14 protein-coding genes are annotated in these 18,980 nt (G+C 36.8%); 8 read left to right on the top strand and 6 right to left on the bottom strand.

Features of this window, described 5'->3' with window-relative positions:
- Positions 1-43: 43 nt before the first annotated feature.
- A complete protein-coding gene (porU, locus tag EK417_RS10755) occupies positions 44-3,946 on the bottom strand; it encodes a type IX secretion system sortase PorU (RefSeq protein ID WP_110366686.1) in 3,903 nt (1,300 codons plus the stop codon).
- Between the two features lie 164 nt (positions 3,947-4,110).
- Here porU and gldJ point away from each other — a divergent pair, with 164 nt between their 5' ends.
- Both gldJ and EK417_RS10745 read left to right on the top strand, forming a co-directional pair.
- Positions 4,111-5,712 carry a gliding motility lipoprotein GldJ gene (gene gldJ, locus EK417_RS10750; RefSeq protein WP_076597391.1) on the top strand — a complete coding sequence of 534 codons (1,602 nt, stop codon included), beginning with the start codon at positions 4,111-4,113 and terminating at the stop codon, positions 5,710-5,712.
- 153 nt (positions 5,713-5,865) lie between these two features.
- Positions 5,866-7,137 (top strand): UDP-N-acetylmuramoyl-tripeptide--D-alanyl-D-alanine ligase, encoded by a 1,272-nt coding sequence (locus EK417_RS10745; RefSeq protein WP_076597390.1) that lies wholly within the window; start codon positions 5,866-5,868, stop codon positions 7,135-7,137.
- 157 nt (positions 7,138-7,294) lie between these two features.
- Here the strand turns inward: EK417_RS10745 and EK417_RS10740 are convergent, their stop codons facing one another.
- A complete protein-coding gene (locus tag EK417_RS10740; protein WP_076597686.1) occupies positions 7,295-7,903 on the bottom strand; it encodes an NUDIX hydrolase in 609 nt (202 codons plus the stop codon).
- 36 nt (positions 7,904-7,939) lie between these two features.
- Between EK417_RS10740 and EK417_RS10735 the strand changes: the two genes are divergently transcribed.
- The gene (locus tag EK417_RS10735; protein WP_136522158.1) at positions 7,940-8,329 is read left to right on the top strand and encodes an SRPBCC family protein; all 390 of its coding nucleotides are present in this window, start codon (positions 7,940-7,942) and stop codon (positions 8,327-8,329) included.
- Positions 8,330-8,661: 332 nt separating this feature from the next.
- On the opposite strand, the gene EK417_RS10730 is transcribed toward EK417_RS10735, so the two are convergent.
- From EK417_RS10730 to bamG, 3 genes are read right to left on the bottom strand one after another with little or no spacing between them, the layout of a single operon-like run.
- Entirely contained in the window at positions 8,662-9,705 is a 1,044-nt protein-coding gene (locus EK417_RS10730; RefSeq protein ID WP_136522157.1) for an anhydro-N-acetylmuramic acid kinase, read from the bottom strand.
- A gap of 11 nt (positions 9,706-9,716) precedes the next feature.
- On the bottom strand, positions 9,717-10,307 hold the full coding sequence (lptC, locus tag EK417_RS10725) for an LPS export ABC transporter periplasmic protein LptC (RefSeq protein WP_076597683.1): 591 nt from the start codon (positions 10,305-10,307) through the stop codon (positions 9,717-9,719).
- A 1-nt stretch (position 10,308) separates the two neighbouring features.
- Positions 10,309-11,622, bottom strand: coding sequence for a BamG family beta-barrel-assembly machinery protein (gene bamG, locus EK417_RS10720; protein WP_076597682.1), 1,314 nt, complete (start codon positions 11,620-11,622; stop codon positions 10,309-10,311).
- Between the two features lie 331 nt (positions 11,623-11,953).
- Between bamG and EK417_RS10715 the strand changes: the two genes are divergently transcribed.
- Positions 11,954-13,072, top strand: a complete 1,119-nt coding sequence (locus tag EK417_RS10715) for a DNA polymerase III subunit (protein WP_076597681.1) — start codon at positions 11,954-11,956, stop codon at positions 13,070-13,072.
- Between the two features lie 54 nt (positions 13,073-13,126).
- Here EK417_RS10715 and EK417_RS10710 read toward each other — a convergent pair whose 3' ends face one another.
- Positions 13,127-13,357, bottom strand: a complete 231-nt coding sequence (locus EK417_RS10710; RefSeq protein WP_136522156.1) for a hypothetical protein — start codon at positions 13,355-13,357, stop codon at positions 13,127-13,129.
- 240 nt (positions 13,358-13,597) lie between these two features.
- Between EK417_RS10710 and EK417_RS10705 the strand changes: the two genes are divergently transcribed.
- From EK417_RS10705 to EK417_RS10690, 4 genes are all read left to right on the top strand, one after another.
- A complete protein-coding gene (locus EK417_RS10705) occupies positions 13,598-14,224 on the top strand; it encodes a TetR/AcrR family transcriptional regulator (protein WP_228402647.1) in 627 nt (208 codons plus the stop codon).
- Entirely contained in the window at positions 14,208-15,524 is a 1,317-nt protein-coding gene (locus EK417_RS10700) for a TolC family protein (RefSeq protein ID WP_136522155.1), read from the top strand. Before EK417_RS10705 ends, EK417_RS10700 begins: the two co-directional genes overlap by 17 nt.
- Before the next feature lie 16 nt (positions 15,525-15,540).
- The gene (locus tag EK417_RS10695) at positions 15,541-16,644 is read left to right on the top strand and encodes an HlyD family secretion protein (protein ID WP_076597677.1); all 1,104 of its coding nucleotides are present in this window, start codon (positions 15,541-15,543) and stop codon (positions 16,642-16,644) included.
- 140 nt (positions 16,645-16,784) lie between these two features.
- The gene (locus EK417_RS10690) at positions 16,785-18,362 is read left to right on the top strand and encodes a DHA2 family efflux MFS transporter permease subunit (RefSeq protein WP_076597676.1); all 1,578 of its coding nucleotides are present in this window, start codon (positions 16,785-16,787) and stop codon (positions 18,360-18,362) included.
- Positions 18,363-18,980 lie beyond the last annotated feature (618 nt).

Here is an 18,980-nt window from a genome sequence, read left to right as displayed (position 1 = left end):
TTATCAGTTTTTTATTAATATTATTGTCTATTGTCTTGTTTTATTATTTCAAAAGTACCATTTTTTCTACAGCTGTAGCACTTCCTTTGCATTTTTCTTGATTTTGACTTTTTGCAAATATCTTAAAAATATACGTACCTTTTGCTACCGTAGACCCAAAATCATCTTTTCCGTCCCATTCTATTGCCTGACGAGGGGTTCTGAAGCCCTGCAGGAAAGGTTCTGCAACCACTGGCTGTGATAAGGTTCTTACCAATCTTCCGGTTATTGTATAAATTTGTACGTTTACATCCAGAATATCATCACAATTGTGTTCAAACTGAATATAGGTTTTATTGGTAAATGGATTTGGCCAGTTCAGCGGACGGTTGATTGTCAGGTGTTGGTCAGATTCATCTTTAACCTCAAAATTTAACGTAGCAGTTGTCGAATTATTGTTTATATCCCAAACTTTAAATGTTAATTGATGTTGTCCTATTGCCAGATTTCTGAAAGGGTAGGTTACATTCCCTTTCTGATATTCGGCAAGACTTGGATTTAAACATCCGTTTCCTTCTCCCGGAGCATAAAAATCATTCAAAACAACTGTATTGATAATCTGTCCGTCAAGGTATACTGTAATATCATGTCCTACACCGGATCCTGTTGAGTTGATTCCTGTATCATCGGTAAGACAGGCAAGAAGCATAGGATTCTGGTTGGTAATTCCGCCATCAGCAAAATTGGTGTTGTTCATATACAGTTTTACTTTTGGAGGCTGATTATCATTAATTCCATTAGGATTGATATCTCCTACCTGTACAGCCTGGTTGTTAAAAACATCCGTTGACTTGTTGTCAGCATAGGCTAGTATCCTTCCTTGCCCTACAGCATAGTTAATATCTTTAGGAACGTAGAATTCAGCAGTGAAAACTCCGTTTACAGCAGTTCCTGCAGATTTTACAATAGCACTTCCTTCTTCAGTATAATCTAAAACCGGAGTTAAAATGCCACTGTTATTGAGTGTTTTTTTGTTTAATCTCTTATCAAAAATATTGATGCTGACTTTTCCGTTAAAGGTATTGTTCAGCGTTCCATTCGGATTATTGATGTGTCCTTTAATTTTTACAAAATCCAGACCTCTGATCAGTCCCGGAACGGGCGTTTCAATATTATCAATAACCAGAAGTCTTTGAGGTCTGCTTAATTTCATAGCCGGATCACCCAGGAAGTTTACTTTTAAGTGGTTACTGTTGGGTCCTTTTTGTTTTTTGGCAATTAATTGAGCATTTCCCAACGAATTAAAATCGTCATTGGTTAATTTAAAGATATTTTGGGTAAATGTATTGGTAAAATCACGTCCGTAATCTACTCCAATAGCACGGCTGGAAGTAATCATGGTAGAAACACCTCCCTGCTTCATTTTAATAAACTGTTCTCCAACAGAGTTGGTTGCAGGCTCGTCCCATAATGTGAATTCACAAGTGATGGTGGAAACAAAAGGGAATCTGCTGTATACATTGGAGAAGTTGTTGGCATTCTGAACCTCTGTGCTGGTAAGCACTCTTTCCTGTGCCCAGCCATTGATTCCTCCGTGTCCGAAATAGAATAAGTACAAACTGTTTCCGATAGCATTGGAAATAGCTTGGTTTACCTGTGGATATCTCCGCCCGCCAGAGGTACTCTGAGCGGTAAAAGCATCCATATATAATTTTTTTACATTATATTCTTTGAGTTCCTGCTGACCTGGCTGTTCAAATATATTTACCAGGGAGTTGTTCATTACATTATGGAACGGACCGCCTCCTTCCTCATTATCATCCACTACAAAGTCAAGTCGCATACGCCAGTCTCCAAAAGGAGATGACTGCCCCTGAAGAGAATTGTAATATGCCAGTGTTTTATTAATCATATCTCCGGCTTCACTTACATTGGCTGCAGGAATTCTACCCACAGGCACATCCGGTAAATTGTTTTCAATTAATAAGGTATTCTGCGGCTTGGTCATTACAATATAATCATCCGTCACAAAAGAGGATACGTAATCAGAAGATTGTTCACTCTGGTAGCTGGCAACAACGTTTGAATTGTTCGGAACCCTGTTTTTATAATCATATGAAGCATCCCCAAGAATAAATACATACTGAAGTCTGCCCAGAGGAGTATTGAGTTTGCTTACGAAATCTCTTATCGCGGTAAGATCTTTACTTCCGCTGCCATATTCCTCGTAGATTTTGTTGATGTCAACAATTTCCACCTTATAGTTATTCTTGGTTTGATGGTAGTTGGCAATTCTCTGTGCCTGGCCCATCATTTCAGGAACGGTAAGGATAAGATAATCTACGTTTTGTATTGCGGCAAGATTCTGATTGGAAATTCTTCCTACAAACTGTGGACTATACGCCGCATCAGCACGGAAAGCTACAAATTCATTATTGAAATTCTGATCAGAAGCAGTGTAAGCAAAGTTGAAAGAGCCTGCTCCTGCTTTATTCACTCTTCTGTTAACATTTGTAATATCCGTTACATCCCATACCTGTTCTATATTAGCAGCATTACTGATACTGAAACCGTAATCTGTGTTGCTTCCGCTTACAATGGAATAATCCCTGAAGTTCATTTGTGAACCATTGAAGGCAAGATTTTCTTTATATTGAACCTCTACATAATCAAAATAGAAAGTTCCATTTGGATTCTTGGAAATATCCGGATTGTAAACCAGGGTAAACTGATTTCCGGTAAGATTAGTTAATGTTCCGGTGTATGTTACAGGATAGAAGGTATACTGATAGGAAGGAGTGTCCATAGGAATTACCTGCTGTGGGTGCGGATTTAAATTATTAATTTTAAAATCCATTGTATTCTGCTGAGAATTGTACGCAACCACCTGAGTTCTGTATCGTATTACATCATTCGCCTGTATAGGTGAATTGGTAGTTAATGTTATGGTCTTTTCATTGGTGAAAGGAGTATCCTCTACCCATGTTCTTCCTACTTTTAACAGGTTTTTCTGATCCTTGTTGATCACCTGGTAATTGTCATATCTTGTAATCAGCTGTGCAGGAAGATTTCCGTCTACAGTAGGAACTCTTTTTCCCGCCCCCTTATCAAAGTTGATATAATAGTAAGAGAAATCTTCATAAATGTTTTTGACATTATTGCTTCTTTCACTGAATCGGGTATCGTGTCTTTTAAATCCATTTCCATTACCGGTATCATAAAGGTTATATCCGTCAGGACCCTGCGCATAGAAAAGAGCGTAGTCATTGTCATTCCATACTCCATCATCTTCACCTACTACCTGAATGGAATTTTCCTGTAAAGCCCCGTATCTTGGATCCTGATTGTATTCAGGAAGCATTAATCCTCCGTTTCCATAAATTCTGAAGTTTTTAGGATTTACTGAACTCGGATTGATTCCGTTATCTTTTAAAAACTGGGAAGTGATTTTGAATACTCCCGATTTGTCTACTTTTATCTTATAGAAATTTCCACTTGATAAAGGATTACCAGTGGTTCCTATTTTATTAACAGTTCCTGTTGTATTGATAAAAGAAGAAGCCTCTGAAACATTAAACGAAGATAATCTCTGGACACGGCCTTTTACATTTTTAAATAAAGCAATACTGATGCTGGCATAGCTTTCACCCTCTAAAGTATAATAGGAAACATCTGCTACATCATAATCCGGAAGTCTGCCTTTATCCAGCTCAAATAAATCCTGATTAGAAACGCTTTCCCAGACAAGGTCTGAGATTTTTAATTGCTTTTCCCCGATTTTTTGCTTGCTTACAATAAAAACATTATTTTGGCTGTAAGAAAATCCTTCATTTTTAAAATTAGGAAGATTTAATTTTGTGTCACCAAAATCCTGAATTTTAGAGCCATTCCATTCTATGGTGTTTCTTTGGGCGTAAAGTGTTGATGCAAAAGCGATTAAATATAAAATCGTAATTTTTCGTTTCATGTTTACTATTGAAATTGCTAAATTACAAAATAAATGAAAATTTTAGAATTAAATTGTGATACAATAAAATTAATTTGTTAACGTTTTTCAAAAAAATCAAATGTTTACTTGATTTATTGAATAATTTATTTTTTCTTTGTACTTTGAAAATATTTATATCGACTATGAAAAAACTAAAGTTGTTTTCATTAATAGCATTAAGTTCTACACTTGCATTAACCAGCTGTGGCGGATCAGGAACCAGCAAAGGTGGCGGTACCAAAAAATTTGTCAGCAAAACAGGTTGGAAACCAAACGAAAAACAGGGTTGGTTTTTTGCAGGAAAGCAACAGAAGCAGAAGGGTTGGCCTGGGATGGTATATGTAGAAGGTGGAACTTTTACAATGGGATTAGTGAAAGATGATGTTATGCACGATTGGAATAACACGCCTCGCAGAATGCAGGTAAGTTCATTCTTTATCGGTGAAACTGAAATTACTAACTACGAATACCGCGAATACCTTACATGGTTGAAGTATGTATTCCCACCAAGTGACCCGAGTTTTAAGGAGATCTATAACGGTGCTTTACCGGATACCTTATTATGGGACAACAAATTAGCAAGAAACGATTATAATGAAACTTATCTGCGTTCTCCGGAATTTGATTACTATCCGGTAGTAGGAGTTTCCTGGACTCAGGCAAACAGATACTGTGAATGGCTGTCAGACAGAGCGAACGAAAAAGCTTTGATGCAGGCTGGTATTATTGCTAAGGATTTGTATATCAACGAATCCAACAACCAGGGAGGTACTGCTTTCAACATGGATAAATTCAAATCGAATGATCCTGAAATGCAAGGGTATATCAATGAGAAAAGAATGCAGCAGAAAACTGGTATGAAAACTACAAACCAGAGATTGCTTGCTGCTAACAGAGCTCCTAATGCTGCAATGGTACAGAAGTTCAGACTTCCTACTGAAGTAGAATGGGAATATGCTGCTCTTGGTATGGCTAAAAACAGAGAATATAACCAATATCTGGGAAAAAAACCTCAAATTGAAAGATTAAGAGGTAACAAAGGAAGAGACAGAGGAATGTTCCTTGAAAACTTCAAAATGGGTAAAGGTGACTATTCAGGTATCGCAGGATGGAAAAACGACGGATCAGCTCAAACTTCTGATGTAAGACAATATCCATCTAACGATTTAGGAATCTATGGTATGTACGGAAACGTTTCTGAATGGACCGCTGACGTTTACAGACCAATCATTGATGAAGATTACAATGATTTCAACTACTACAGAGGAAACATGCCTCAGACCATCGTAAGAAATGGTGACGGAACTTATAAAATGATCGACGAAGGCACTATCAAATATGATACATTAGCTGACGGAAGATTAGTTTACAGAGGACTTCCCGGACAATTTGAAAGACAAACTATTGCTGACTACAGAAACTACAGAGATGGCGACAGACAGTCTTCATTAGAATATTACAGAGCTTCTGATTCTGCTTCAGGATTCGATATGTACAACGCTCCTAAAACAAGTTTCGTTGTAGATGCCAGCGGTAGAGTGAAACTTCAGAAAGATACCAAAGAAAGAACTTCCGGAATTTCTAACGAGGTTAGAGTTGTGAAAGGTGGTTCTTGGCAGGATACAGCATATTGGCTGGATCCGGGACAAAGAAGATATAAAAATCAAAACAGAGCTTATGGATGGGTAGGGTTCCGTGTTGCACAGGATGCCAGAGCCAGCGATAAGAGTAGAACTAGAAGATAATATTTATCAAAAAATACTTATAAAAAACCTTCCGAACTTTCGGAAGGTTTTTTTATTTTTGAACCGTGAAATCGCTTTGGCTGAAAAGTCTAAAATACTTGTATAGATTTGGCGACTGCGTGTGACTTCTTTTAAAAAAATATATATTTCCACATGAATATAGAACAGTTTTATCCTTTATTTCTGCAGGCTGCAAAAGTAACTATTGACAGCAGAAAAATAGCAGAGAATGATATTTTCTTTGCCTTTTCCGGTGAGAATTTCAATGCTGCTACTCTGGCGGAAAAAGCCATTGATGACGGAGCTTTGGCAGTGATTGTTGAACTTCCGGAATTTGAAAACAGAGATAAAAACATTTTCTATGTTCCGTCTACCCTGGAATTTTTACAGCAATTGGCAATCTATCACAGAAGCAAACTTAATATTCCTTTTATAGGACTTACAGGAAGTAACGGAAAGACAACCACCAAAGAGTTGATTCATGCGGTTCTTTCTGAAAAATTTAATGTTCAGTACACCGCTGGAAATCTGAATAACCATATCGGAGTACCGCTGACCATTCTTTCCATTCAACCGGAGCATGAGATGGCTGTGATTGAAATGGGAGCCAACCATCAGAAAGAAATTGAATTCCTGTGTACCATTTCGCAGCCTGATTTCGGATATATTACCAACTTCGGGAAAGCTCATTTGGAAGGATTCGGAGGTTTTGAAGGGGTAATTAAAGGAAAGTCTGAGCTCTACGATTATCTTAAAAACAATAACAGAACTATTGTTGTTAATGAAAACGATCCTATTCAGGTAGAGAAAACTGAAAACTATTCCCCTAAAATTACTTTTGGAGCAGAAACCTCTCATTATCATTTTGAATCTTTTTCAGAAGAACATTTTGTAGGATTGGTTTATCAGGGAGTAAAAGCTGTTTCAAAGCTCACAGGAGAATATAATTTTACCAATCTTTGTGCAGCCGCAAGTTTAGGACTTCATTTCGGAATCAGCTTTGAAAAAATAAAGCACGCTCTGGAGCTATACACCCCAACGAATATGAGATCTCAGGTGGTGAAAAAAGAGGACAGAACTTTGGTTCTGGATACTTATAATGCCAACCCAAGCTCTATGACCGCTTCCTTAAATAATTTTATCAGTTTTGAAGGCCGTAAAACCATTATTATCGGCGATATGCTGGAATTGGGTGACGAAAGTGAGAAAGAGCATCAGAATATCTTAAAACTCGCTCAGAATCTTCATTTTAATGAAATTATTACAGTGGGTAAACATTTTAAAACGGTTAATTCTTCAGATCTTGCTTTTGAAAATACAGCAGAATTAATAGAGTATTTAAAACAGAATAAAATTCAGTCCGAGAATATATTGCTGAAAGGGTCCAGAGGAATTGCTCTGGAGAAAGTGATTGACTTTATTTAAAGTAAGGAAGCTGGAGGCTGGGAGAGGGAAGTTCCTGATGGGCAAAGAGTTGTTCTTTATTCAGCCTTATAAAATTTCATTGTTAAAAATCACCTGAAGAAGTAATTGGCCGGATCGTAACTTCCGGCTTCACTCTTCCAGCTTCCAGCCTTATTATTTATTTCTTCAAATTCCAGAATTCTTTTACAATAAGTTTAATATTTTTGAAAGTACTGGGAAAAACTTCATTTTCAATTTCTGATGTCGTTTTCCAGGCAACTTCGGTAATACCTTCCTCTATCTGCGGTTTGGAAGTGTCTTCGCCATCAAAGTTCATTTCAAACCAATGGGTGCATTTTAATATTTTCTCCCCGTTTCTTTCTACATAAATATGATAGGTCGTATTGATGAATGTTACAAGCTCAACATCACTCAAACCTGTTTCTTCTTCTATTTCCCGTACTGCAGACTCTTCTCTGGATTCTCCTTTTTCCATCTTACCCTTAGGAAGATCCCATTTGCCAAGTCTTCTGATAAAAAGAATTTTGCCTTCAGGATTATTAACAAGACCTCCTGCAGCCTCTATAATTCTGAACAGCTTTTGAAATTCCTGCCAGATTTCTTCCAAATTCTCTCCATACACGTTCAGTTCCTGCACAGAAGTATTCTCCAGAAGATCCAGAGCGATCTCTAAAGTTGTATAATTTTCATACCCAAGCTTTTTTTCAAGATCTTCAGGATGCTTAGATAGTAATAATTTTTTTTCGTTGACAAAAACTTTATACATTTGTAATAGTTAAGAATTTAAATACAAAAATAAAAAATGAATTTAGAAGGACGAAAGATTATTGTCAATAAATCATCTAAAGAACTTACAGAGTTGCTGAAATCTCCTGAAAATTATAAAGATTTTATGCCGGATGGTCTTCAGAAATTTGAAACAAGAGATAACGGATTCAAATTTGGATTACAGGGAATGCCTGAAATCGCATTAAAAATTGATGAGGTGGATGATCACAAAGCTGTTTTAAGATCTGCAAGTTCAAGTCTGGATTTCTCATTAACAGCCACATTAAGCCCGATCAGCGAAAACCAGACTGAGGTTCAGATGTTATTTGAAGGGAAATTCAATCCATTTATCAAAATGATGGTAGAGAAGCCGTTACAGAACTTTATCAATACGCTTACCGATAAAATCGAAGCTTATAAATAATAAAAACCTTCATTTTTGAAGGTTTTTTTTTGTTTTTAGAGGAATGTTGATAAAAAGTAAAACAGGCAACCATTTAGATTACCTGCTTTTCAATTATTTATTAACCTATTTCTTTTAGTAATAATAGCTTCGAAAGGCTCAGCCTGACAACGCTTAAAAATTTCGGTTGGTATTCGACCTGTCACCCTGAGCTGCCGAAGGGTTCTCAATAAGAAAGGTTTTGTTAATCATTAATCTCTAGTATTAATTAAAGCATAAGTCAATTATTATAATTTTCTTTGTCAAAGTCTGTTAATAATGGAAAGCAACATATTTGAAACATGACCAAATATCTAAGCAATAACTCCCGAACAATGATCAGCTGTACTTCCTGTTGCAGAAGAAAGCACATTGATTTCATTATTCATTTTTAAAACGCCCATGAAGGCAAAAATCAGTGCCTCTTTATAATCGATGATCTCTTTTTCAGGGATGATCACTTCTGCCTTTGTTTTCGCTCTTATTTTTTCAATTAAAAAGGTATTGTAAGCACCTCCACCAGTGATAAGGATGTCTTTTATACTATATTGATTGATGACATTGGCAATCTGCTGCGCAGCATGTTCTGTAAAAGTAGCAAGTGCATCCAATGTTTCAATATTTTCAAGAAGGGGAAATATATGTTGATGGCACCATTCTATTCCCAGGGATTTTGGATGCGAAATCTGATAGAAATCCAGGACGTTAAGTTGATTCAGTAGAGTTTCATCTATTTTTCCTTTTGCTGCCAGTGCTCCGTTTTCATCAAAATTTTTATGAAGCTGTTGAGCCAAATGGTTCAAAACAATATTTACCGGGGCGATATCAAAAGCGATTCTTTTTCCTTCTGAACGTAAAGAAATATTGGAAAATCCGCCCAGATTCAGACAAGCGCTGTATCCGGAGAAAAGTAATTCATCGCCTATAGGAACCAATGGTGCTCCGTTTCCATTCATCAATACGTCCTGGCTTCGGAAATCATAGATAACAGGAAGTCCGGTTTCCAGTTTAATGGCTCTGCCATCGCCGATTTGTAATGTGAATTTTTTTTGAGGCTGATGAAAAACTGTATGTCCGTGAGAGGCAATAAGGTCGATATTTTCAAGCCGATGTTGATGAATAAACTTTTTAACCTGTTGTCCAAGATAAAAGCCATACGCTGAATGCAGTTCCAATAAATTTTCAGAAGAAAGATGAATGGAGTTTCTAAGTTGGGTTTCCCAATTCTCAGAATAGGAGAGGGTCTCGGCTTTCAGGATTTGAAAGGTCCACGTGTTCTGCTTTTCAAATTCAGCAAGACAGATATCCAAACCATCCAGACTTGTCCCGGACATCAGTCCAATAGCCACAGCTTTCATTCTTTTTGGATTTATTTTTTGTTTTCAGAAATTCTTTTGGAACTGAAATCTCCGGAGTTGTTATAGAAAGTGTATTCGGAAAAATCATCTTTGGCAGTCATCCCATTGGCACCTACCAGTGTAGAACCGTCTTCCATGGTAACATAAACCGTGTCTTTGGTGTAGATTCTGTTTTTCTTCTGATCCCAGTAAATACTCTGCATGGCAAACCTCTGCCCTTCATTGGTTTTTATTCTTACATCACCTTTAGCTTCGTAGAATTTTTTATATTCAAAAATTCGGGCATATTTAGCGGTAATTCGTCCTGGAACTTTGGGCTTCTTTTTATCAAAAAACTCAATATCAATTCCTTTTCTGGCTACTACATACGGACTGTCAATCAATTCGTATTTTTCAATGATGGGTGCTTTGGCTTTTAATGTAACAAAGCCGGAGTCACGCTGTATAATATTGGCGTTGTTAATGATCTGTGAAGGGAAATTTTTGCTTTGGCTGCCATTTCTTTTGGTAAGATCCTCCTCACAGGATGTCAGTATAAAAAATATAGCACAACTAAAAAGGCATGCTATATTTTTATATGATATTTTTTTTGAAAAGCTCATTTTAGTTATAAAGTGTCTTTCTGAACCACTTATCGGCAAAATTAAAGCCGATTCTCAGGTTGACGAAATTCTGGTTGATCAGGTTGTTTTGAAGAGTTCCTCTTTTACCAACTTCTAATCCGATTTCAAGACCACTCATTCTTGTGATACTACTATTTTTGAATGGTAACATTACTCCGGCAGAAATACCGAATTTGTTAATACTGTTTCCCTCCAGATTCAGATTTCCTCTTTCATAGAAAGCTCCATATCTGTAGATTACTCTTGAGAAGTAGTTTCTGAAGTTGTTATAGTTTGGAAGATACCATCCACCTGCAGAAATTCTGTAGGTATCCTGGAAACTAAAATCTTTACCAAAATAAGAGATATCTTCTCCTTTTTTATAATCTACCTGTCCTGATACAAACCAATGGTTTTCACTTCCATATCCAACTCCTAATGAAGCCTGTAATGGAAGAAGGTTCTTGGATTTTGTTTCTTTTTGCTCAATAATGGTTTCAGATCCGCTAAGTTTGGTGGTTTCCTGAGCATCAGAATATCTGTACGTGCTGTTGGTGTACTGAGTAGTCATATTACTGGTATTCCCAAAGGTAGCAGTAGCGCCTACTGTGAACTTTTTATCAGTACGTGTATTTAAAGTCTGGTAACTTGTTCCCAGCGTAAAATTAAAGTTTCTGACTCTGTTTTTAGTTTCATAACCATTAACATATTCACCTAAATAGGTTCCAAGATTACTGTTGTAAGCACGGAATTCATTAAGGTCATTAAGGTCTCCAAAATAAAGATTGGCTTTTGCCCCTACGGATAATTCCTGACTGATCTTATAAGAAACAGCAATCTGAGCGGTATTCAATGTTCCGCTTCCTTTAAAGCTGTTTTTGTAAAGAGGAGTTTTATCTGCGGTAAACTGTTCAGTTACGATGTCGTAGCTTTTAGAGCTGTATGGCTGATATGAGATCCCCATTTTCACTTTGGAAGATAATGGAAATGCAATCGAAATATTGGAAAGATACGTAGAATGCTTTGTAGATTTCATATCGTTATAATTCGATTTGAAATAATTGTTTTCGTTGGTAGCTTCCAGTCTGATACTCGTAAGTTCAAAATTGGCGTTGTTTGCCGGGTTGGCAAAATTGAAACTACTGGTAAAATCACTTATAAAAGCAGTAGATATACCTCCCATAGAAGCAGTTTCGATCGTATTATCATATTTCACATCTCCAATTCCATAAGTTGCATAAGGAGAGTTGCTTAGACTCTGTGCATTCAGAAAATATCCAACTGATATGAATGATACTACAAAGATTTTTTTCATTCTTTATTTTTAAAACAATGCGCAAATATCTTAAATATTAATGAATTGTAAAAATTATATGTGGTTAAAGTTTGTTAAGGGCCTTTCTTTAAAAGAAAAATGCAAATTTTCAACAATAGAAAATGTCAGTTTTGCTATGAAGAATGTTGCTCTGTAGTGAACAGTCTTTATGTATATTCTTATTTCTTAAGATTTCTGTTTAATTTTTTTAAGTTGTAAAAACCTTTATGTATTGCTTGTGTAAAAGGATTTTTATTATAGATATTCCAACAATTTTATTTTAAGCAGACTTAATTTTATGAATTGAAGTAAGATTTTTTATCTTTGAAACATGAATTGGGAGAACATCGCCGGACAGACAAATCTGAAAAAACTTCTTAGAGAAAGCATTGCTGAAAACAGAGTGAGCCATGCCCAGCTTTTTGTAGGAAAAGAGGGATACGGTACACTGCCTATGGTATTGGCTTATGCACGGGAGATTTTCAGTCAGGAAAACGAACATGCTGCTGCGAAGGTAGAGCATCTCAATCACCTGGATCTGCATTTCAGTTTTCCGGTTTTTACAGACAATAAAAACTCATTAAGTAAAAATAAATTTGACGAGTTCAGAGAGATGATCCTGGCTTCTCCTTATGCAAGCTATGACGACTGGACTGCTTTTTTAGAATCAGAAAATAAACAGTTATTTATTTCTGCGGATGAAGTGGATGATCAGAATCAGAAGTTTTCTTTAAAAAGTTTTGAAGGAGGAACCAAAATTCTTATCGTCTGGAGGGCCGATAAAATGAATATCGCGGCTTCCAATAAGTTTTTGAAATTTTTGGAGGAACCACCGGCAAAAACTGTCATTCTTCTTACTGCAGAAAGTACAAACGACATTCTTCCTACTATTCTTTCCAGAACACAGATTGTAGAGATCCCGAGAATTAATGATGAAGATATTGAAAACTATCTTAAAAAGAATTTTTCAGTTTCAGAAGATAAAGTGAGAGAGATTGTTCATGAAGCACAGGGAGATCTTAATGATGCCATTAAACTTCTGAATTCAGGAGACAAAAGCAATGAGTTTGAAAAGCTTTTTGTACAATGGGTAAGAGATGCATTTATGGTAAAAAAGAAACCGGAATATCTCAGAAGTATCATTTCCTGGGCAAGGGAAATTGCAGGATGGAACAGAGAAAAGCAAAAAAACTTCCTCAACTATTGTTCTGAAATTTTCAGGCTTGCATTACTTCAGAACTATCAGTCTGAGAATCTGGTGTATAAAAAGATCAATGCGAACGGGTTTAATTGGGCCGGGTTTTCTAAATTTATCAGTGGAGCCAATATTGAAAACATCTTAGAAGAAATCAATACGGCCGACCTGCACCTGACCAGAAACGGAAATCCTAAAATCGTCTGGACCGATCTTGGGATAAAATTATCAAGGTATATTCACAAAAGCACATAAAACAGAACTCCGGTACTTTCACCGGAGTTTTTATTTTCTATACTTAAGAGTATATTAAGCTTTCTTTATTTTTACCGTTTTTTTATCTTTTGTTTTAGGAGTATTTTCCGCTGTTTTTGTTTTCATGCCGCAATCTTTATGATGGTTATCTGTGCATGCCTTTTTGTCTTTTACAGAACATTCTTTTTTATCTTTTCCAGCGCAGCATCCTCCTTCTTTTGGTTTCTCCTGAGCATATCCTAGTGTGAATAAAGCTACTGCTGCCATTGAAAGCATTTTTTTCATAATATAAAATTTTTAAAGTGGATAAATGTAATACTTTTTTTAACACTGATAAAATTTTAACTATATCTGCTAATTATTGAGAGTTCTTTCAGGAAATGAATCATCTCCTGTCAGTTTCGTATCGTATTATAGAAATAGTCTTTTATTTACAATAAATTAAATCTATATTAAAAAATCAATCAATCGTTTGATTTGAATAAAAACTTGTGTACATTTGCGCCCTGAAAAATGAACACTAACATGATTTCAAAAGAAGAAAATATATTATTCGCTGCCGAGAAGCTCTTTGCAGAAAAGGGATTCGAAGGAACTTCCACCCGGGAAATTGCAAAGGCAGCTAATGTAAACATCTCTATGATCTCATATTATTTTGGCTCTAAGGAAAAACTTTATGAGAAATTAGTGGAATACAGAATGAATGAAGGTCAGTTTTTTTCAAAAGATCTTTTGGGAAGAACAGACATCAACGAATGGCAGAAGATTGAAAGAGTAATTGATCAGTTTTCGCACAGGATCCGGACTCAAAAATGCTTCTACAGGATTATGCAGAGAGAGCAGCTGCATACCAAGAATCCTCAGATTGTAGAATTTTTGAAGCAAATCAAAATGGGATTCCTTTCCATGTATTCGCAAATATTGCAAAGTGGTCTTAAAAATGGGGTTTTTACCAAAAATCCGCCCATTTATCTGCTTCATTCTACCGTAAGCGGAACCTTGTTTTATGCATTCAATGCGAAAGAAATGTATAAAGAGTTCCTGAATGAAACAGAAGACGAAGAGGCTTTTGATGAAAAATACTATACAGAACTTAATAAACATATTAAATATTTACTAAAAGACCTTTTAGGTTATGAAGAGAATAAATAACTCAGTGATTGCATTATCACTATTCGTAGGAATAGCAAATGCAAATGCTCAGGAGAAAAGAACACTTACTCTTGACGAGGCCGTGCAGCTGGGAATCCAGAACAGCAAGAATCTCAAGATCGATGCAGCCAGAATCGAAGAGGCTACTGCTGATCTTTTGGAGGCTAAAAATAGACAACTACCGGAATTAAAAGTGTCGGGCAGCTATATGTATCTTCCGATAAAACCGAATGTTGATATCAAACTTCCTGGTCTTGCAGGAGGAGCTGGCGGACCTGAGATACATCAGGTAGTTTACGGTTCAGCAAATCTTAGCGTTCCTATTTACAGTGGTGGAAGAATCAAGTACGGAATTCAGTCTGCTAAATATCTGGTAGAAGCTTCCAAATTAAGCACTGAGAATGATAAAATTGCCATTGCTTATAACGTTGCCCATGCTTATAATAACCTTTTTAAGGCTAACCAGTCCATCAAGGTTTTTGAAGAAAATCTTGCCGCTTCCCAAAAAAGAGATGAAACCTTCCTTAAAATGGAAAACAATGGTTTGATTGCAAGAAACGACAGATTAAAGGCAAATCTTCAGACCTCAAATATTGAACTTCAGCTGTTGGAAGCTAAGAATAACTACAATATTGCCAACATCAATATGGATCTTTTATTGGGTCTTCCTGAAACGACAGAACTTACAGTAGATGAAAATTATATTGAAGAAGGATCAGACGTAAAACCTGTTGATTTTTACGTTACTGAAGCCAGAGAAAACCGTAAAGATTTACAGGCGCTGGCACAGCAGAGAAAAGCCGCAGAACTGGGTTCCAAAGCTGCAAAAGCAGAAAACCTTCCTTCCATCGCATTTACAGGAGGTTATGTAGCTGCAGACATTCCTAAGTTTCTTACGGTATACAATGCCATCAATGTAGGAATCGGGGTTTCTTATAACTTATCCAACCTGTGGAAAGAAAATTCTTCATTGAGACAATCACAGGCAAGAGAGAAACAGCTTGCTGCTACTGATGAATTATTGAATGATAATATTAAGCTTGATGTGAACAGAGAGTACCAAAACACAGACTATTCAAAAAAGAGAATTGCTGTTTTTGAAAAATCGGCGGAACAGGCTAATGAAAATTACAGAATTACCAAAAATAAATACGACAACGGGTTGGCAACCATGACTGAATTATTGGATGCAGACGCTGCACAGATTGCTGCCAACGTTGGAGTGATCAATGCTAAGGCAGATGCCGCACTGGCATACAGAAAACTATTACAGACAACAGGAACTTTAACAATTAAATAATCAGATCGAAACCAAAATGGAAAATAATAATACACAGGCAGCTGAACCTAAAAAGAAAAAAAGTTTAATCTTTCCTATCATTTTAGCAGCAGTAGTAATTGGAGGAGGAATCTACGGTTACAGAGCGTATACTTACGGACAGTATCACGAAGAGACTGATGATGCTCAGATTGCTTCCAATATGGCACCGGTAATTTCTAAAATCTCCGGTTATGTAGCTCAGGTAAAAGTAAAAGACAATCAGTTTGTGAAGAAAGGAGATACATTGGTGATTTTGGATAACAGAGATCAGAAAATGGCTCTTGAACAGGCTCAGGCAGCATTATCTACTGCCAAAAGCAATATCTCCAATGCAGAAGCTGCTACCACAGCTACTTCAAAAAATATAGGCTCTTCAGCAGCAGCAGTAGTAACGGCTAATGCCCAGATTGAAGCGGCAAAAGTAAATGTTTGGAAAACTTCTCAGGATCTGAAGAGATATGCCAATCTTGTAAAAGATCACTCTATTACAGAACAGCAGTATGAGCAGGCTTTGGCAGCAAAACAATCTGCAGACAGACAGTTACAGGTGTTGGTAGACCAGAGAAATCAGATTGCCCAGCAAACACATATTGCTTCTTCTCAGACGGCTGCCAGCTCACAACAAATCAGCGTGGCAGGTTCTGTGGCTAAACAAAGAGAAGTAGATGTAGAAAATGCAAAATTGAACTTATCATACACCGTAATTCTTGCCCCTGAAGATGGATACGTTGGAAAAGTCCCTACACAGGCAGGTCAGTATCTGCAGGCGGGAGCACAACTGTTTGCTTTGGTTAAAAACGACCAGAAATGGGTGGTGGCCAACTTTAAAGAAACGCAGGTAGATAAAATGGTAGAAGGCCAGAAAGTGAAAATTGAGATTGATGCTTTTCCTGATCAGGAATTTGAAGGAGTAGTAAGCTCTTTCTCTCCGGCTACAGGAGCTACTTTCTCTATTCTTCCTCCGGATAATGCAAGTGGGAACTTCGTAAAAGTAGTTCAGAGACTTCCTGTAAAAATCGATTTTGTAAATCTTGATAAGAATATTGCCAAAAGATTGAGAACAGGAATGAACGTGAAGGCAGAAGTTGCTTTGAAATAACATTTAAAATTGTTAAAAGTCAATGAACTTCGTTGTCAGTAGTGAATCATCTTTGCAGTCAACTTAAATGGACTGTTTAAAATTCACTATTCACTTGCGAAGCACAATTCACAATTGACTTTTCACATCGAAAAAAACTTATGCAGGATTCATTAGTAGAATATGGAGCGCGGAGAGTGATCATTACGATTACAGCTATCCTTTGTGCCCTTCTTGAAATTGTAGACTCCACGATTGTTAATGTTGCCTTGAATGAAATGAAGGGAAATCTTGGAGCTACGCTTTCAGAAGTAGGGTGGGTGATTACAGCGTATGCCATCGGGAACGTTATCATTGTTCCGATGACGAGCTGGCTTTCACAGCAGTTTGGGCGTAGAAATTACTTTGCGGCATCCATCATTATATTCACCGTATTTTCATTCTTATGTGGAAACGCGACCAATATCTGGGAACTTGTGTTCTTCAGATTGATGCAGGGAATCGGAGGTGGAGCCTTATTGGTAACCTCACAAACGATTATTACGGAATCTTATCCGATTGAAAAAAGAAGTATGGCTCAGGCAATTTATGGTCTGGGAGTAATTATTGGTCCTACATTAGGGCCGCCTCTTGGAGGATATATCGTTGATAACTTCAGCTGGCCGTATATTTTCTATATTAATATTCCGATTGGAATTGCAGCTACGCTGATGACCCTTCAGTTTGTAAGAAGTCCGAAATATGCAGAAAAACGTAAAGTTTCCGATGTAGACTGGATTGGAATTGCTTTACTGGCAGTAACAGTAGGTTCATTACAGTTTATTCTGGAAAGAGGACATGAAGAAGACTGGTTTGAAAGCGGAATGATCGTAGCCTTCACTGTAGCAGCAGTTTTAGGATTTATACTATTCCTTTGGAGGGAGCTTACCTTCAAGTATCCGATTGTTGAGCTCAGAGTACTTAAAAACAGTAACCTGAGAATCGGAACTATGATGTCGTTCGTTCTTGGATTTGGATTGTACGGTTCTACATTCATTGTTCCATTGTATACCCAGAGTATTTTGGGATGGACGGCACTTCAGTCAGGAGCTTTGATGATTCCGGCTGCTTTAACGACAGCCTTTATGATGCCTATCATTGGCAGACTACTGGCAAAAGGAGCAAAACAGCAGATCCTGGTTTCATTAGGACTCTTTATCTTCTTCGTTTACAGCTTCTGGGGATACAAAATTCTGACACCGGATACCGGCAAAGATGCCTTCTTCTGGATGCTGATTGTAAGAGGAGCAGGCTTGGGATTATTATTTATTCCGATTACCTCTTTGTCATTAAGTACCCTGAAAGGACAGGAGATTGGGCAGGGAGCGGCTTTTACAGGGATGATGAGACAGCTGGGAGGATCTTTCGGGATTGCAGCCATCACTACCTTTATTGCCAATGCAGGACAGAAGTACAGAAATAACTTAATTTCCCATCTGGACGAAAACAGTTTTGATGTTCAGCAAAGGCTGGCCGCATTGAAAGCCAATTTTATTGCGAAAGGAATGACTCCTGATGCCGCAATGAATGCTGCCTATAAAATGCTCGACTTATCTGTAACAAAACAGGCCACTGTTTTATCTTATATGGATGTATTTCTTTACCTCGGAATCGTATTCCTGATATGTATTCCGTTTATCTTACTCGTAAAAGAAAGAAAGAGTAAAGAAAAAATAGATTTGAGTGAAGCCATGCACTAAATTTTAAATAAAAAAACCTTCGAAATTCTCGAAGGTTTTTTATTTTGTTTATGTTGTAAAATAATGATAAACAATACCTTTTGTTCTCATTTTGTTAAATAAAAAATAATATCACTTGTTGGAGAGTTTATTTATTTTTTCTAGCTTTACATCACCAAATGAAAAAGATATGAATAAATTCCCTCACCTTTCCGCAGTTTTTTCAAAAAGGACTTACAGGAATACAGTACCGGATCTTCATCTAAACATCGGATATTAATACCAACCGAAGGATTTTTTTTATTTGTTTTCATATTTTATGAAGACAAATTTCTAATTTCAGGAAAGCTGTATTGAATATTGTATTTAGACTTATTATTTAAACTTAACCATGATTTTTTGAAGCGAAACCCAACCTGCAGCCTGGAATTCCTGCTGTTGCAAAAATATTGATGGAAGCCATTTTTACATCCAGTCCCGAATATAATTTTGAATTTAAAGAATTAAATGACTACAAATGCGAATTGCTCATTAAAGGAGTAGACCGTTACCATAAAATCACTCATAGTCTGCAAATTGCAGGTCTGTTGAAATGGTCAGTGGTCAAACCTTTTTATACAGGGCATTTGCGAGACTATG

Origin of the sequence: Chryseobacterium candidae (assembly GCF_004916905.1) — a bacterium.
Lineage (GTDB): Bacteria > Bacteroidota > Bacteroidia > Flavobacteriales > Weeksellaceae > Chryseobacterium > Chryseobacterium candidae.
The sequence above is the reverse complement of the archived record's forward strand: the minus strand, read 5'-3'. Positions and strand labels throughout refer to the sequence as shown.

What these genes read in the sequence shown, in the direction of transcription:
- porU (WP_110366686.1), bottom strand. Translation starts at nt 3,946, where the DNA reads ATGAAACGAAAAATTACGATTTTATATTTAATCGCTTTTGCATCAACA.
- gldJ (WP_076597391.1), top strand. Translation starts at nt 4,111, where the DNA reads ATGAAAAAACTAAAGTTGTTTTCATTAATAGCATTAAGTTCTACACTT.
- EK417_RS10745 (WP_076597390.1), top strand. Translation starts at nt 5,866, where the DNA reads ATGAATATAGAACAGTTTTATCCTTTATTTCTGCAGGCTGCAAAAGTA.
- EK417_RS10740 (WP_076597686.1), bottom strand. Translation starts at nt 7,903, where the DNA reads ATGTATAAAGTTTTTGTCAACGAAAAAAAATTATTACTATCTAAGCAT.
- EK417_RS10735 (WP_136522158.1), top strand. Translation starts at nt 7,940, where the DNA reads ATGAATTTAGAAGGACGAAAGATTATTGTCAATAAATCATCTAAAGAA.
- EK417_RS10730 (WP_136522157.1), bottom strand. Translation starts at nt 9,705, where the DNA reads ATGAAAGCTGTGGCTATTGGACTGATGTCCGGGACAAGTCTGGATGGT.
- lptC (WP_076597683.1), bottom strand. Translation starts at nt 10,307, where the DNA reads ATGAGCTTTTCAAAAAAAATATCATATAAAAATATAGCATGCCTTTTT.
- bamG (WP_076597682.1), bottom strand. Translation starts at nt 11,622, where the DNA reads ATGAAAAAAATCTTTGTAGTATCATTCATATCAGTTGGATATTTTCTG.
- EK417_RS10715 (WP_076597681.1), top strand. Translation starts at nt 11,954, where the DNA reads ATGAATTGGGAGAACATCGCCGGACAGACAAATCTGAAAAAACTTCTT.
- EK417_RS10710 (WP_136522156.1), bottom strand. Translation starts at nt 13,357, where the DNA reads ATGAAAAAAATGCTTTCAATGGCAGCAGTAGCTTTATTCACACTAGGA.
- EK417_RS10705 (WP_228402647.1), top strand. Translation starts at nt 13,598, where the DNA reads ATGATTTCAAAAGAAGAAAATATATTATTCGCTGCCGAGAAGCTCTTT.
- EK417_RS10700 (WP_136522155.1), top strand. Translation starts at nt 14,208, where the DNA reads ATGAAGAGAATAAATAACTCAGTGATTGCATTATCACTATTCGTAGGA.
- EK417_RS10695 (WP_076597677.1), top strand. Translation starts at nt 15,541, where the DNA reads ATGGAAAATAATAATACACAGGCAGCTGAACCTAAAAAGAAAAAAAGT.
- EK417_RS10690 (WP_076597676.1), top strand. Translation starts at nt 16,785, where the DNA reads ATGCAGGATTCATTAGTAGAATATGGAGCGCGGAGAGTGATCATTACG.